The 14,200-nt window shown below is 53.4% G+C and carries 16 protein-coding genes and 1 pseudogene; all 17 read right to left on the reverse strand.

What is annotated here, in order from left to right:
* Positions 1–43 precede the first annotated feature (43 nt).
* Positions 44–925: pseudogene (locus LI241_RS11105) on the reverse strand (VirB4-like conjugal transfer ATPase, CD1110 family); the annotation flags it as partial.
* Between the two features lie 49 nt (positions 926–974).
* The gene (locus LI241_RS11110; protein WP_044983744.1) at positions 975–1,409 is read right to left on the reverse strand and encodes a PrgI family protein; all 435 of its coding nucleotides are present in this window, start codon (positions 1,407–1,409) and stop codon (positions 975–977) included.
* A gap of 33 nt (positions 1,410–1,442) precedes the next feature.
* Positions 1,443–1,997: an MT-A70 family methyltransferase gene (locus LI241_RS11115; protein ID WP_009249967.1), complete on the reverse strand. Its 555-nt coding sequence runs from the start codon at positions 1,995–1,997 to the stop codon at positions 1,443–1,445.
* Positions 1,997–2,437 carry a SpoVG family protein gene (locus LI241_RS11120; protein WP_009249966.1) on the reverse strand — a complete coding sequence of 147 codons (441 nt, stop codon included), beginning with the start codon at positions 2,435–2,437 and terminating at the stop codon, positions 1,997–1,999. Before LI241_RS11120 ends, LI241_RS11115 begins: the two co-directional genes overlap by 1 nt.
* Positions 2,438–2,476: 39 nt before the next feature.
* Positions 2,477–3,340, reverse strand: a complete 864-nt coding sequence (locus LI241_RS11125; RefSeq protein ID WP_009249965.1) for a VirB6/TrbL-like conjugal transfer protein, CD1112 family — start codon at positions 3,338–3,340, stop codon at positions 2,477–2,479.
* 6 nt (positions 3,341–3,346) lie between these two features.
* Positions 3,347–3,562 carry a Maff2 family mobile element protein gene (locus tag LI241_RS11130; RefSeq protein WP_227151289.1) on the reverse strand — a complete coding sequence of 72 codons (216 nt, stop codon included), beginning with the start codon at positions 3,560–3,562 and terminating at the stop codon, positions 3,347–3,349.
* A gap of 243 nt (positions 3,563–3,805) precedes the next feature.
* A complete protein-coding gene (locus LI241_RS11135; protein ID WP_161129555.1) occupies positions 3,806–5,653 on the reverse strand; it encodes a VirD4-like conjugal transfer protein, CD1115 family in 1,848 nt (615 codons plus the stop codon).
* Entirely contained in the window at positions 5,650–6,120 is a 471-nt protein-coding gene (locus LI241_RS11140; protein ID WP_009252029.1) for a PcfB family protein, read from the reverse strand. Before LI241_RS11140 ends, LI241_RS11135 begins: the two co-directional genes overlap by 4 nt.
* Positions 6,121–6,156: 36 nt before the next feature.
* A complete protein-coding gene (locus LI241_RS11145; RefSeq protein ID WP_009252030.1) occupies positions 6,157–6,957 on the reverse strand; it encodes a hypothetical protein in 801 nt (266 codons plus the stop codon).
* A gap of 6 nt (positions 6,958–6,963) precedes the next feature.
* The gene (locus tag LI241_RS11150; RefSeq protein WP_009252031.1) at positions 6,964–8,076 is read right to left on the reverse strand and encodes a YodL domain-containing protein; all 1,113 of its coding nucleotides are present in this window, start codon (positions 8,074–8,076) and stop codon (positions 6,964–6,966) included.
* A complete protein-coding gene (locus LI241_RS11155) occupies positions 8,073–8,444 on the reverse strand; it encodes a DUF4314 domain-containing protein (protein ID WP_009252032.1) in 372 nt (123 codons plus the stop codon). Before LI241_RS11155 ends, LI241_RS11150 begins: the two co-directional genes overlap by 4 nt.
* The gene (locus LI241_RS11160) at positions 8,441–9,277 is read right to left on the reverse strand and encodes a hypothetical protein (protein ID WP_009252033.1); all 837 of its coding nucleotides are present in this window, start codon (positions 9,275–9,277) and stop codon (positions 8,441–8,443) included. The genes LI241_RS11155 and LI241_RS11160 overlap by 4 nt, the downstream gene beginning before the upstream one ends.
* Positions 9,278–9,289: 12 nt before the next feature.
* Positions 9,290–11,320: an LPD1 domain-containing protein gene (locus tag LI241_RS11165; protein WP_009252034.1), complete on the reverse strand. Its 2,031-nt coding sequence runs from the start codon at positions 11,318–11,320 to the stop codon at positions 9,290–9,292.
* 38 nt (positions 11,321–11,358) lie between these two features.
* Positions 11,359–11,646, reverse strand: a complete 288-nt coding sequence (locus LI241_RS11170) for a DNA-binding transcriptional regulator (protein WP_009252035.1) — start codon at positions 11,644–11,646, stop codon at positions 11,359–11,361.
* A 15-nt stretch (positions 11,647–11,661) separates the two neighbouring features.
* The gene (locus tag LI241_RS11175) at positions 11,662–12,642 is read right to left on the reverse strand and encodes a DUF3991 domain-containing protein (protein ID WP_009252036.1); all 981 of its coding nucleotides are present in this window, start codon (positions 12,640–12,642) and stop codon (positions 11,662–11,664) included.
* Between the two features lie 77 nt (positions 12,643–12,719).
* Positions 12,720–13,592: a DUF6017 domain-containing protein gene (locus LI241_RS11180; protein ID WP_009252037.1), complete on the reverse strand. Its 873-nt coding sequence runs from the start codon at positions 13,590–13,592 to the stop codon at positions 12,720–12,722.
* 29 nt (positions 13,593–13,621) lie between these two features.
* Complete coding sequence (locus LI241_RS11185; protein ID WP_009252038.1) at positions 13,622–14,143, reverse strand: DUF5720 family protein; 522 nt, start codon at positions 14,141–14,143, stop codon at positions 13,622–13,624.
* Between the last annotated feature and the right edge of the window lie 57 nt (positions 14,144–14,200).

The following is a 14,200-nucleotide window of genomic DNA, read 5'->3' on the forward strand; positions in this document are numbered from 1 at the left end:
TGTCCTTCAACCACGAAGGCTTTGTTCAGGAACGAGTCGCACTGATGTCCATGTCATAGCCGGAGCGGACCGCTTTCTTCTGTTCCTCAATCGTCATCTTCTGCAAATCAGACATCTTGCGTTTGATGTTCTTGATCGCCTGGGCCTGGTCGATAGACTGGATATGCAGGTTGATTGTCACGGCGTCATCCAGGTCAAGCAGTTCCGCCAGCAGCCGATCCGTCAGCTCCGGGGCCAAAATCTGCAAGAAGGACACCGCGCCGGAATGGTCGCCCACCCGGAAGGTCTTGCCGTCCTGGGAGAAGGAGAGACCGGAAGGGGCGATATAGTCCTTTGTGGAGAGCCCGGTTTTCGGCAAATCCGACCAGTTAAAATGAAGTTTCTCCTGGCCGTCCGGGTGGAGCTGGCTGTGCAGAAGCTCCAGACGTTCCAGCCCGTTTAAGGGCCTTGCCTGCACGCCCAGGGCTTTGAAGTTCCCCAGCACGTCCGTTTCGATCCGTTCCAGACGCATTTTCGCCGTGCGAAGGTCCTCCGCTTCAATCCCGAAGGTGATGTATTTCCGCTTGGTAAGGCCGTTGTTGCCCTTTTGGAGCTGGTTCTTTAACATATCCGCGTACTCCCTGCGGATTCCGTCGTACTCGTCGCCACGGGCAGGAATCTCTATGCTGTGAACAAAGTCCTGCATATTGGCCCGCTGGTTGATGAAGGTGAGCTGCACATGGATCGAGGCGTCAAAGTAATTGAGAAAATCGCAGTAGCCCTCAAAAATCTGCGCCTTGTCGTCCGCCTGCGCGAGCTGGTAGTTAATATCAAAGAACTGCACCGTCTTGGTGTAATAATTGCCGCTCACACGGCAGATACCGTCCCGGTACATTTCCTTATAGGGAATACTCTGCTGGACCGTCTGCGGGGCGTCCGCTTTCAGCCCGGAAAAAAAGCCGGGCTTTTTCTTCGGCCCGGCAGGAGAGGCAGTTTTACTTCCTGCCTTTCTTGCTTCGGTGCGGGTCTTTTTTGCCTGCTTTACGTTTCTTTGCAGACGTTTTTCCTGCGCCTCCTGCTGTCTGGTTTTTGGCAATCTGTGATACCTCCTTTTTGGATATGGATTTGTAGAAGTTTTCTGTCCGGTAAGGGCGGTCCTTCGGCCAGAGCTTATAGCGGAGCCGGTTCCTTAACAGCTTTTCCGCCGGCTGCCCGTCCTTCTCATACATGGCAAAGAAGAAAAAGGGCATCATCAGGCCGATCATAAGGAGCACCGCCGCCGAATTGCCGATGGCGCCGCGGGTAAGGAAATATACCGGCAGCCCCACCAGCGCGGCCAGACTGAAACAAATAAGCTGGCGCTTTGTCAGGCCAGCGGCTACTTTGGTCTTGACTTTGGTTAAGTCTTTGGGTACGGGTACATAAGGCATTTCGTTGTCACCTCCGATCTGCGAGAATCTTTTTTATCCGTTTTGCGGCATTGTAATACTGCAATCCACTTCATTGCCCCATACATCCCAGCCGGGGGTCTGCTGCCTGGCAAAAAGCTCCACCCTGGGCTGATCTCCCATGAGCTTTATGATCTTGTCCCGCACTTCATCGGGTTTCTTGCTGTGCTGCTCGATATGGGAGATCACAAACTGGTGGATTCCCGCACACTGGCGTTTCGGGTGCCCGCGTGTTGCCAGCAGACATACCTCCGCGTTGGAGCGGGTCCAGAAGCCCATCCCATAAAACCAGCTATCGGCTTTCCGGTTCTGCTTCAGCCACAGAAACGCCAGGGTCTTATAGTGGAAGCCCCATGCCTCAATCACCCGGAACGCCTCATTAAGCTGCGGGAAGGTGGCCCATAGAAAAAGCGCACTGTCTTTGGCCGCAAGGTCTGCAACCGGCAGTGCGCATATTTCATCCATGCTCATGGTGGGGTAATGGTTTTCTGCCACGCCTTTGCCGCGCTTCATGTCATAGCGCCAGGGCGGGTCCGCGTACACAATGCCATATTTCTTAGCCTCCGCCATCAGCGGGCCTGCTCACTCTTGGCAGGCGCGGGCTTTGCCGGCTGCGTCTTGACCTTTCCGGCATTTTCTTTCAGGGCGCCGGTCAGGGAAGGCTTTTCTGCGTCCCTGGTCGCTTCAAGGGTGGCCTGCAAATTTTCAATCGCCTGGCCGTACCCTTCGATCAGGGCGTCGTTGAGCTGCCTGCGAAAGTCCGCCGTCACCGGCCAGCACACATCCCTCCATTTTCCCTGCTTATCCTGGGTGGAAGGCATGTTGACATACAGGCCGTTCTCGCCGGAGCAGATACGGAAGCCGTCGATCTTGAAACAGTCGCCAATCGTCACGTTGGCAAAGGCCAAGAGGTTCCCCATCGGGGCAATCGGGCGCACGGTTACATCCAGCTTCAAGCTTTCGGACGCCTGAGTGTCCGGCTGCATGGGTTCGGTATTGGTTTTACTCATAATGAAAGTTCCTCCTTGTTAAAATGTAGTTGTTACCCGCTAATGCGAGTTGAATATACTTTTAGATAACGAGCCTGTCTTAAAGAGGGCGAAGGCCAGCAGTACGGTATATCCCGCCGTGCCCCAGATCGCACCGTGAATATCGCCGGACGAGGGGATCGACTGGACCAGCACCGCGTAGATCGCGACGCATACCAGAATTAAGAACCCCTGGAATCCCAGAGCGAACAGGGAACGAAGGTAATTCGTCCCCATCTGTCCCCATTCACGGTTTGCCATTGTGGAAAACGGTATGGGTGCCAGGCTGACCGTGAGATATATTTCAATCATGCGGCCATAGACAATGACAAAGATCACAATAGACAGTACCCACATACACAGGTTGATGATGTTGGTTTCCAGCCATAAGCCGATCAGCTCCCACATCCCCATTGCTTCAAGCTGCGTTTCCAGGTCAGCCAGCGCCGCCGTGACATCCAGGTTCCCGTTTATCACGCCGGCGCTCCGCGATACCACATTTTGGGCGACATCAAACACCGCCATGACAATCGTAAAACAGTTGGTAAGCAGGTAGGTGGCTACAAAGGTCTTGAAGATCCACTTGAAGATGTTGAACGTATCAAAATCGTGCATGTTGTTCTTTTCCAAAATCATCTGAATCAGCTCATATACCAGCACAAAGGTCAGGATCATGCCCGCAATGGGAATGACGACGGTTTCAGAAAGATTCTGGATCATACTGAACACGCCGCCATTCCAGCCCTGCGGGGTCTGTCCGACCTGCCCGGCCACATCCGCGACCTGGCTGTTTACCGATTCAAAAATACTGGTGTACTGCCCGGTGATCGCTTCGATCAGGCCCTCTTTGATCCAGTCTGTTATCCAATCAAACAGACTGCCCATCGGCTATTAACTGAACAGGCCGGACAGGAGCGGAATCAGCGTGGCACCCACCAGGGCGATACCGCCGCCCGCCATAAGCTGCTTGATCCCCTGGGATTTTGCACCGGGGTTGTCGCTGCCGTAACCTTCCAAAAGGTTGATGACACCCCATGCGCCGAGACCCGCGCCCAGGGCGATCACGAGAATTTTCAGCGTGTCAATCGCGCTTGTAAAAAAAGCCATAAAGTTAATCCTCCTTAATGTTCATAGAATTTATTGTTGTGGCCGCATTGGGCCGGAAACGAAAAAAGCCGCCGCCATGTTCAAATAGAAAACCTACAAAAACATGACGGCAGCATAAGGGGCAGGACAAGACCTGCGGGGGATATTCAGTTGTCAGGGAGAATCACGAATCCGCAATAGGCGCCTCCTTTCCAAAGGGTATAGAAAAACCCGCCATACAATAAGGAAATGATACGGCGGGTTTTACGCGCTTGTCTGCGCTGCCAGTTCTTCCGGCGTGATCTCATAGTTGGGGTACAGCTCTCTGGGACGTACAGGCAGTCTTGTAGACAGGTATTTCTCTATGTCAAAGGCGTTCTTTTCGTCAAAATCCGAAAGATATTTGTAATTCGGGTGTTTGGTAATGTCATACTTCCGGGACAGGAAGGGACGCACGCCCCTGATCTGCAGGAGGCATTTTCCGCCGTCCATCACCGCAAGCTCGTCAACGGACATCAAATCTTTTCCCAGCTTTTGAAAGTTCTGCCCGTGGGATTCCTGGGTGCCCTTCGTGACGCTGGTGTTATATAGATCAATGGTTTCTTTCCCCAGCAGGGAGTTCCAGCTTTTCAAGGTGGTTTCCTCCTTACCTCCCAGGAAAAGAGAAGAATCACAGTTGCCGATGATCGTGTCCATGTTGTCCTTATAAAGCGCTTTGAGCTGACTCTGGGCCTGCAATACCAGGCAGGCGGATATTTCCCTGGAACGGATCGTTGCCATCAGCTTTTCCAGGTTCGGGATTTGGCCTATATTGGCCGCCTCGTCGATCAGGCACCGCACATGGACCGGGAGCCTGCCACCAAATTTATCATCCGCCCGCTCACAGAGCAGGTTGAATAGCTGGGTATAAGCCATACTGACAAGGAAATTAAAGGTCGCGTCCGTATCACTGATAATAAAGAACAGCGCCGTTTTCCTGTCGCCCACCAGGTCAAGTTCCAGCTCGTCATACATGGTGATCTCCCGGACTTCCTTAATGTCAAACGGGGCAAGCCTGGCGCCGCAGCTAATTAAGATCGACTTAGCCGTCTTGCCTGCGGCCAGCTTGTATTTTTTATACTGCCGGAGGGCAAAGTGATCCGGGTCTTTCTGCTCCAGTGCGTCAAACAGCAAATCTACCGCGTTCTTGAAAGTCTCGTCATCCTCCCGGACCTCCATAGCGTTTATCATTTCCACCAGCGTGGAAAAGTTCTGCTCATTGGAGGGCGCTTCATAATAGATGTAGCCGATCAGCGCCGTATAGAGCAGTGTTTCGGCCTTGACCCAGAAATCGTCTCCCGATTTCCCTTCGCCTTTCGTGTTGGCGATCAGCACCGTTACCAGTTTGAGAATGTCCTTCTCATTGTGGATATACGCAAAAGGGTTATAGTGCATACTCTTTGAGAAATTGATGGTGTTGAATACCTTGATTTTATACGGCTCATACACGATCTTACCATTCTTGCCACGGACCGGCTTTCCGTCCTTATCCAGCTTCGGTGTGCCCCGGCTTAACAGCTTTCCAACCTCAATCAAGACCGTGCCCTTCGGATCGGTAACGACATAGGAGCTGTGCATCTGCATGAGATTGGGCTTGATAAAAAACCTCGTTTTGCCGGAGCCGGAACCGCCGACCACCAGCACATTTTTATTCCGGGCGTTGGCCGGGTTCTTCGGCCTGCCGGACATCATAAGCCCCTCGCTCTGCGTCAGAATGATGTTGTTTTCCGGTTTTTGGTCCATAAACGGTGCAATATCCGTTTTGCTGCCCCAGCGGGCAGAACCGTATTCCACATTTTTACGGTACTTTTTTGCGTCCTTTCCTTTGAGATACACCGCCAGCCTCATAATGACCGCACCGCAGAGCCCCACCAGCCAATCCAGCGCCGCACCGGGCCACATGCTCTGAAAGGCCAAAGTGAAGCCTTCACTTAGCCCCAGCAGTTTTTGCGAAGCATCCGCTCCGGGAGCCAGCCGTACCGTCTGGCCCAGCTTTGCGAATACCAAAAGGAACAGAAGGTAAGGCAGGTGGAGGATCACCTGCTTTTTCAGGGTGACCGTATCTATCTTCAACGCTCCGGCCCTCCATGCTCCTTATTCTTTACCTTGTCACGGCCAAGCGCCTGTGCCAGCTCTTTGAATTTGGCAAGCTGGGAAAGCAGCGACGGCCTGGTGCTACGGGCAAGGTCTTTTCTTGTATATTCCTTAAATGCCGCGGTCAGGGCGTCCGCCTGGTTTGCCTTGAAATACACCGTCCATTTGGGCGGATCCGTGCCGGGGTCTTTTTCAATGTGATAGCGGACCTCATGCTTTTTGGCGATCCGTTCAAAAGAGCGAATCCGTCCGGTCACTTCAATGGTACTGGCGCCGGGGTCCCTGGCGGTCAGCCGCTTCATGCTGTTGCGGCCAACTTTCGGGGTATTGCGGCTATGCTCCATCTTTTGAAGCGCGGCGGCAATGGCCGCTTTCAGCACCCGCCCGGACAGCTTTGCCGCCTGGACCGTGACCGACATGGTTCTTTGTTCAATATCTTCCTGCACCTACATCCTCCTTCCTGAAAAAATATAGTCTGTTCATTACCGTGCCTCACTTAGTACCTGCTGGCGCGGGGCGTGTTCGTGGGCTTTTTCCGCCTGTTCGATCTGAATCCGGGCGTGCCGAAGGAGCGTCTTAATCATGGAAGCCGGTTCTTTCACTTCCGAAAGGTGCTCCGTCATGCCTTTGCACTCGTCTGGCAGATAATCCGCCATTGCTTTACAGGCATCTTCCAGACTTCCGATGAATCCCCAGCAGCTATCCGACAGCTCGCCGTTTTTATACAGCTCAAAGCCATAACACTCACCCCGGAGATAGGCGTCATACTCAGCAACCTCGCCCCTAAGCAAATCCTCGGCTTTTTTTCGGAGGGCGCCGGTCATTTTCTCCCCGCCGAACTCTTTCAGCACATCCTCTTTGGAAACATACACCCAACCTACCTGCCCGCTGTCCCAGGGATCGTGGAAACTCTCTGTCTGCATGGCAAGGCCGCTGTGGTCCAGAAGGTACAGGGGCATCACAACGTATTTTTCAGAGATCACCCGGAGCATGGCATCATCCACGGCACGGGGGTCGGGGTGGTCGCCAGTCATTTTCCGGCTCCAGACCATATTTACCATGCGCTCATAGCGTTCCGTGCCGCGCTCATTGTTGCCAACGGTGTTTAAGTACATTTCCCGCAGAAAATCGTCCTTGTCAATATAGTTGTGGTGGTCGCCCAGGGCATAGCGGGGGTGGAAGCATACCATTGTCCCGAAGTTGTCATTAACTTCACGAGGGCTGATCAGCATATCGTCCGGCTGCACCATTAAGGCATAGGGTTCCTGTTCTGCCATCAGCATAAGCCATCAGCTCCTTTCCGGTTCTTTCTTTTTCTCCGGCGTCTTAGGTTCTGCCTTTGCCGCCTGTTTCTTAGCGTCGTCAAGCAGCTCCCGCAGCGACACATCCCGCTTTGCCTCCGGCTGCCGGGCGCCGCCCAAAAAATCCGGCACTTCCTTAAACCCAATGCTGTCCACATAGTAGGCGGTGTCGCTGCCTTTTTCGTGGAGCACTACTACATCAGAGACAGAAAGGGAATGCCCCTTAAAATCCTCCGGGTGGTCGATGTTAAAGCGGGTATAAATATCTTCCAGTGTTTCGCCGGGCGAAAGCTCCGCCGCATAGACCATCTGGTAATTGTCCCTGTCTACCGGGAGCCCTTTCTTTTCCAGCCAATCAAGGGACATAAAGCGCAGGTCATCGGTGCTGTCCGATAAGTCAAGCTGGTAAATGGAGTAGGCGCTGATCCCGTATTCTTTTTCATAGGCGGCAATGCGATCCAGCAGCGGCCCGGCCTCGCCGTTCAGGTGTTCCTCCTGAATGACAGTTGCCATCCTCATGCGTATCTTTCCGGTCTGCCCGGAAAGGAGTTCGTCCGCCATGCGTTCTTTTTCCTCATGGAAAACGGGGTGCATATCCGCATAAGCGTCACTGTACTGCCGCAGGAACACATCCAGGTCAAAGGCCAGGTCCGTGGACTCGTCCAGCCGCATTTCTTCCCGCTGTGCCTCCTGTGCGGCCATCTGCGCCCGCTGTGCCTCCTGTTCTTCAGGGGAAGGGACCGGCTGCTTGACTGCCAGGATTTTCCCGGCAATGCGGACAAACTGCTCCGGGTGCTCAAACTGCTGCCGGTATTTCTCCATAAGGTCTGCTGGAAGGTCTGTAAAATCTTCCTCGCCAAGCCCGCAGAGAAAGAAATTCCCTGCAACAATGTCATAGATATTGCCCTCGTCATCATGGAGAGCACGGTTCAGGGGAAGCCCCATGTATTTGCCTTCCTCGTTACAGATCAAGGCAACCGGGTCATCGTAAGGGTAAACAGCCTGAATGTCCCCGCCGACAGCGGCCTGCAATGGCTCCAGACCTTCGCCAATTTCTGCCGCATAGGGGACTTTCCCAGGCTCCACCATTAAAACTTTCATAACTGCATATCCTCCTTCTTTTTATTCGGCTTTGCCTGCCGCCTGCCTTCTTCCCGTTCTTTCCCTGGCTGCGTTTTGGAAGCGGTAAGCCTGCTTACGACAGAACCCTTCGCCGCATTCTCCGCCTCAATCTCTTTTGCGGACAGCCTGCGAAAACTGTCTGTGTCCGGGATAAGGGCAAGCCCGCTGCCATTGTCCCATTTCACATGAATCTGAGACTGGTCATCCACATAGTTAACCGTTCCCCTCATTCCTGCCGGAATCGGTGCAAACGGATCATCCATCCCAATCAGTTCCAGCCTTGTACCGGGAGGGTATGACTGCCGGTAAGATTCTGCCATGCGGCGGTTCTTTTCCCACTCATTCATAAGCTGCTCCTTTCTTCTGACTGATATTTTTCTCCCTGTCGGACCGGCTGCCCGGATTCTTTTGCGTCCAGCTTCGCCGCCGCCAGTTTCCCCAGCACGGAAGGCTTTTCCGCCTTTTCGGGCAAAGAAATATCGCCCTCCGAAACCTCGGCGGCGGTGTGCTCTGCCTTGACCGGTTCCTGGCCCTCCACGGTATAACCGGGAAGGAGGGTACCGTGAACGGTAAAGTGGTGCTCATATTCTTTTGGAATCTGCGGAGAGATTTCTGTAAACAGGTGGGAGTAGGCTTTCTTGCGCCCATCCAGGTATTTCATAGCGGCGGCTTTGTCGGTATAGCGTTTCTGGTTCTGCCCGGCGATCTTTTCCCCATATCCCTCCTTCGGGGAATTCACATACACATCCCATGTCACATACCAGGCAACCGGGACGCTTTGCTTCGTTTCCCGGTCATATTTGGTATCTTCCCAAACGCTGCATGTCATCTTATAGACACGGTTGCTGATTTCCTCGGCGTCCCGCCAGTTGCCGGTTTTGCGCCATTCATTTCCCGTATGTGCAACCTCCGGGGTCCGCAGGTATTCCAGCGAGCGGTTCAATTTCTGTGTGACTGCCGCCTGCTGTTCCCATTGTTTTGCCGCCGCCTGCACGATTGCAAGGGCTTTCTGCTCGCCGTCTATGCTGTCCTGACGCAATGCCTCCAGTGCATCCGCACCCTGCGTAATCAGGGAAGATATATCCACATCCTCACAATATACGTTGTGCTCCAATTTGAGCTGGCTGCCTTCCGTTAGATAGTCAAACCGGTAAACCTGATAATCCTTGTTTTCTTCCAATGTTTCACCTCCTTAAATCTCCGGCGCGTGGGACTTTTTAGGAGCCGCCTGCGCCGGGGTACTTTTTTCTGCCGATCTTGCCGCCGCAAGTTGCCCGATCACCGAAGGGCGTTCCATCGTAAATATGGTAATCTGCTCATTTTCAGCCAACGGTACAGCCTGCACCGCAAGGGGCAGCGTTGTTTCCGCATGGGTAAGGGTGTGCTGCAATTTCAAATCTGCCACGATCTCGTCAAACACCGCGTTGATCGCCCTGCGTTCCTCACCCTGGGGATAGGCTTTCAAAACCTCTGTTTCCCCGGATTTATCCATGACAAGGGCTACCGCGCAATCCGCATGGCCGGCCAGATAATCAGAAGCATAGGGCAGCTTATCCTTGATATAACAGGCAAAAGCCCTGGCCGTCATTTCCGTGTTGCTGTCCCAATAGCCGCCGTCTTTCTCGCATTCTTTTCCCATTTTTACGGAATTGCGGTAGTAGTCGGTCTCTGTCCGCCCGATCTGCGGGGTTTCCTGTTCCTGCATCCTGTGAAGCATCCGCTCGAACATTTCCAAACGTTCACGATCACTTTTGGGAATCACATGGCCGCTGACGGATTTCTTTAAGGCGCTGATCTGATCCACAGAACCGACCTCCCCGGAAAGGAAAGCGTCTTTTAATGCCACATACTGTTCCAGCGTACTTTCATTGCCGTACCGCTTCAAGGAGCCAAGCACCGCCGAATCCAGCCAGCTTGCCGCGTTTTTCTTTGTCCGGCTGTTCTGTGCCTCGGTGCGTTTGGCCGCCTGCTCCGGCGTCTCCGGTTTGTACTTCATGGTATCAATGAGCTTTTGGAACAATGGGTAAAGGCGGGGCTGTTCTGAGAGCATCCCTTTCGCGCCCATCTTTGCCCCCAAATAGTCGTCAAAGCCGTGCCACCATTCATGCGCCAGGGAACCGGCCCCGTGCATCTTCGTAAGGTTGATGACCTTGCGGAGCGGTTCATAATGGGCCGCGGCGTTGCCGCTGCCCCTGGCACCGAAAGCGATAGCAAGCGTGCCGCCAAAGGCAATATCCTGATCGCTGATCTGTAAGGCAGCCGCCAGGTCTTTCAGTGCTTCAAATCCCATGTTCAGGGACGCCTGCCGGTCATTCTGGTTCATCCAGTTTCCAAATTCGCCGCCCCGGAAGCCGAAAGTGTCAAGATAATGCTGTCCGGTGATCTCCTGACCGCTCCGGTAGTCCGGCCCGGTCCGTCTCACATGCGCAAGCTGCGGAGGGGTAAACCGGACCTTTCCGCCTTTGCTCCGCTGCCGGGCAAAATCCTGTACCCATTTCAGGGCTGCCTCACGGGATTCCAAATTTGTCTGCAAAATGGAATAGCCTTTCGTCACATAATAGGTGCCGGGTTTCCAGTCGTTATTTCTGGAATAGGTGTTTTTCCCGTCATTGAAGTGGATCGCATAGCCCTTTGGCATCTTCTGGTCTTTGGAAACGCCAAACTGTTCCTGCTGCGCCTTTTGCGTGAAATCCCGGTCAAAGTGAGAAGCGGAGCGGATATGTAAGGCCTGCACCAGCTTATTGGTAATGACCGGGTTATCCAGGGATTTCTTCGTAGCGCGGTAATGGGTTCCGCTGGCCCAGCCCTGCACCTGCTCCACATATCCATTTTGTATCAGAAAGCGGTCATAGGCTTGCATAGCGTCATCCAGTGTGCGCACATCCTCGATCACGGCCTGTAGCTGCCGGACGGTCTCAATATATTCCTCCTGCCTGGCACGCCTGAGCTCCGGGGTTTTGTCACTGTACCGGTATTGGGGAGAAGCCCCCAGGCTGTCCCGTGCCTTTTTGATGAAATAGACAACGCCGAGGGGAACGCCATCGTCAAGCATGGCCTGATAGTCCGGTTTCTTCCAGACATTATCCTTCTTGACGAATTTCTCCGCCTCCCGCTCATTCATGGCGCCCAGGTCGTCTACATACAGGCCGCGGTCTTTCCAGAGGTCTTTTTTCGCACCTCCGATCTTTTCCCCAAAATCCTCATGCTGTAAATTTTCTGCCAAACATTATCACCTCCAGTCTGTGCGAAAACTTAACGCAATCATTTATAAGCATTTCCATCCTCCGGGTGCTGTCCGCCGGCAATCTTGCTCACGATTTCCGGCCCGGTTTCATAAATTTGCATCAGGCGCTTGGCCGTGCCGCTGGGCTGAACGGCGCCGCTGGTCCAGAGCCGGACAGTGGAGGGCGTAACGTTCATCAGAAGCGCAAAGCCCTTTTCGTTCATATCCAATTTTTCCATCAAAGCCTTAACCATATCGGGGCCATATTCCGGGCACCGGGCGGCTTCGGCGATCATTTGCAAAGCGGTATTTTCTGTCTTCGTCATGTTAAAATCCTCCTGTTAAATTGAAATAGCCGCCTGTTTCTGGCGGCATTGTAGTTGACGGCCTTTAATTTGTTCCCTGATATGTTGCAGCTTTTCGTTATAGTCCTTTCCGACGCGGGGCGGGTTGACGCTCACCCGGATATGCTTAAACCGCTGATCCTCATGGAGCATGGCTTTGATTTTCCGGGCATTGGTAAGGCCGCCAAGATCATTGTCCATGTAAAGCGTGACCCGCTTTATTTCCGGGTGGCGTTCCAGAAACGCGGTCAGCGCCACATGGGAGGTGCCTCCCAGGGATAAGCGGTAGCCATTCCATTTCCAGCCTTCGAGCTCTTGCAGCGTGGCATGGGAAAGTGCGTCAATGGGAGCCTCAAAAACGGCCACATGGCGGCTGCCCGGATTCTGCGGTGGGTAGCAGAAGCTAAATTCCTTGTCACTGCCATAAACATCCTTTTTGAGATTGCCGGTGATACCGCGCATACAGGCAAACTTCGCTTTCCCCGCGTTGTCTTTTCCGACAAACACGCAGACCGGTTCGCCATGATACCGGGCCTCATAGAAAAGCCCGTTCCGAAAGCACCGGCTGATCACATCCGAACTGATCCCGCGCCGCTGCAAATACGAAACAGCGGCGGTAGCACACCGTCTGGCCCAGGGCAGCGTAAACGGTTTCTTTTCCGGCTCTCTCTGTGCCTGCTTTGCCGCCGCGCTTTGGTAAGCCGGCGTCTGCCGTATTTCTCCGCCTGCCAGTGCTTGAACCGCATCCACCAGACCATAGCCCCGAATCTGGATCAGGTAATCCAGGGCGTTAATACTGCGGCCCCGGCTGTTCCAGTACCAGTACCGTTTCCCGGTCACATAGACCAGGCTGTCATGCTCCTTGTGCCGGTAATTGGGGCCGTCCCGTTTGAGCACGCCGGGCTCATGGGATTGCAGCCAGGCGAACAGGTCCGCCTCCCGTGCCGCCTGAATCTGCTCTTTGGTTACACCGGGCATGGTGTCGGCACAGATTTTCGTTTCATCGTGCTTCGCCTCCTTCCTGTGATGATATGAAAAAAGACGCCTGAAAGCGCCTAACAGCCGTACAGGTCATGGTTGACCTCCGCACGGTAATAGCTATCCATTGTTGCCGGCGCGTTATACAGCGCTGCCAGCAGATAAGCCTTGATGTTGTTGACCTTCGTAACGTTCTTGTCGATACAGTCAAAAACATACTCCAGGTGGTCGGAATTGATCTTTAAGAACCGGCTCCTGACAACCTCCCGTGGGAAGTCGTCTCCGGCAATGCGGATATAGGGCCGTCTTGACAGCACCGTTTCCAGCATAAGCTCCACAGTCTCGTCCATGCGTTCCTGCCCATAGCGGGGAACCAGAAAGTCATACTCAATATTCTCTTTGATAATTCCACGGTATGCCTCTGCCATATCCATCCTATCAATCCCATCCTGACAGCCTGCCGTTTCCGGCTCTTCCGGATAGATTGATTGATGTGTCCTTGATATATCCGTTTTTGATTTTTTAGTTTTTTGTGGATTAGTATTTAATTGTGCGGGATTTTCCTGTTCAGGTTCCGCCTGTTCAGGTTTTGCCTGTCTTGGATTTACCTGTCTTGGATTTTCCCGTTTAGGTGAAACACCTTGTTTTACGCCGGTTACAGGCTTTTCGTGGATCGTGTACTCAATATCGCCGAGCTGTCCGTTCTCATTGCGGAGGCGCTGCCTGGTGAGATACCCGTGCCGTTCCAGCTCCTTCAGGGCGGTGGTAATGGAATCCACGCCATCCCTGCAAATGTGGGCCAGCCCCTTTGTGGTATAATCCCAATCTTCCGGCAGCGACAGCATAAGGGAAAGAAGCCCCTTCGCCTTTAAGGACAGTTCCGTATTGCGCAGGTGGTGATTGCTCATAACCGTAAAGTCCTTCGTTTTCTCTACACGGAATACAGCCATTTCACAGCCTCCTTTCTTCGGTTATTCCGTTACAAAGCGCGGTCCCTGCGGTCATAATGGAGATGGCCGCCTGAGACCTTCGCATGATTTTTCAGTTTGACTTCGCCCCGTTCCTGGCTCTCTAAGAATTTCTGATAGCCGGCCTCCGTAAGAAACAGGCGCATTTTATCGCCCTTATCCCCAACAGGGGAATCATAGGACAGCACATCAAAGACGATCATGTGCTTAACCTCCGGGTCAAAGCGTTCCAGCCCCATGATGTCATGCCCCTTTAATTTCTCCGCGCCGGACTGCTGCCTGGCCTCGGCGATCCTTTCCCCGATAGTCCGGGGCGGGTGGGGCAGCCGGTAATTCTTCTGAATGTCCCGCACCAAATCCATGCACTCACGGTCCGACAGAACACGCACCTTTGCCATAAGGCTTTCCGCCGCCTCCCGCAGCTCGGAATTGTTTGAATATCGCACGGTCATGTAAAGCTCATTCAGAACCTTTGCCTGACAGTCTCCTTCGGCCTGAAAGAGCATCTTTTTTTCCATTTCGTTCAGTTCCATGTGTGGCTCCTTTCTTCTAAAAATCTGCATGAAAAAAGGGCGTCCACCTAAAAAGAT

Source organism: Longicatena sp. 210702-DFI.1.196, assembly GCF_020563125.1.
Taxonomy (GTDB): domain Bacteria; phylum Bacillota_I; class Bacilli_A; order Erysipelotrichales; family Erysipelotrichaceae; genus Longicatena; species Longicatena caecimuris.

What these genes read in the sequence shown, in the direction of transcription:
- LI241_RS11110 (WP_044983744.1), bottom strand. Translation starts at nt 1,409, where the DNA reads ATGCCTTATGTACCCGTACCCAAAGACTTAACCAAAGTCAAGACCAAA.
- LI241_RS11115 (WP_009249967.1), bottom strand. Translation starts at nt 1,997, where the DNA reads ATGGCGGAGGCTAAGAAATATGGCATTGTGTACGCGGACCCGCCCTGG.
- LI241_RS11120 (WP_009249966.1), bottom strand. Translation starts at nt 2,437, where the DNA reads ATGAGTAAAACCAATACCGAACCCATGCAGCCGGACACTCAGGCGTCC.
- LI241_RS11125 (WP_009249965.1), bottom strand. Translation starts at nt 3,340, where the DNA reads ATGGGCAGTCTGTTTGATTGGATAACAGACTGGATCAAAGAGGGCCTG.
- LI241_RS11130 (WP_227151289.1), bottom strand. Translation starts at nt 3,562, where the DNA reads ATGGCTTTTTTTACAAGCGCGATTGACACGCTGAAAATTCTCGTGATC.
- LI241_RS11145 (WP_009252030.1), bottom strand. Translation starts at nt 6,957, where the DNA reads ATGCTGATGGCAGAACAGGAACCCTATGCCTTAATGGTGCAGCCGGAC.
- LI241_RS11150 (WP_009252031.1), bottom strand. Translation starts at nt 8,076, where the DNA reads ATGAAAGTTTTAATGGTGGAGCCTGGGAAAGTCCCCTATGCGGCAGAA.
- LI241_RS11155 (WP_009252032.1), bottom strand. Translation starts at nt 8,444, where the DNA reads ATGAATGAGTGGGAAAAGAACCGCCGCATGGCAGAATCTTACCGGCAG.
- LI241_RS11170 (WP_009252035.1), bottom strand. Translation starts at nt 11,646, where the DNA reads ATGACGAAGACAGAAAATACCGCTTTGCAAATGATCGCCGAAGCCGCC.
- LI241_RS11175 (WP_009252036.1), bottom strand. Translation starts at nt 12,642, where the DNA reads ATGCCCGGTGTAACCAAAGAGCAGATTCAGGCGGCACGGGAGGCGGAC.
- LI241_RS11180 (WP_009252037.1), bottom strand. Translation starts at nt 13,592, where the DNA reads ATGGCTGTATTCCGTGTAGAGAAAACGAAGGACTTTACGGTTATGAGC.
- LI241_RS11185 (WP_009252038.1), bottom strand. Translation starts at nt 14,143, where the DNA reads ATGGAACTGAACGAAATGGAAAAAAAGATGCTCTTTCAGGCCGAAGGA.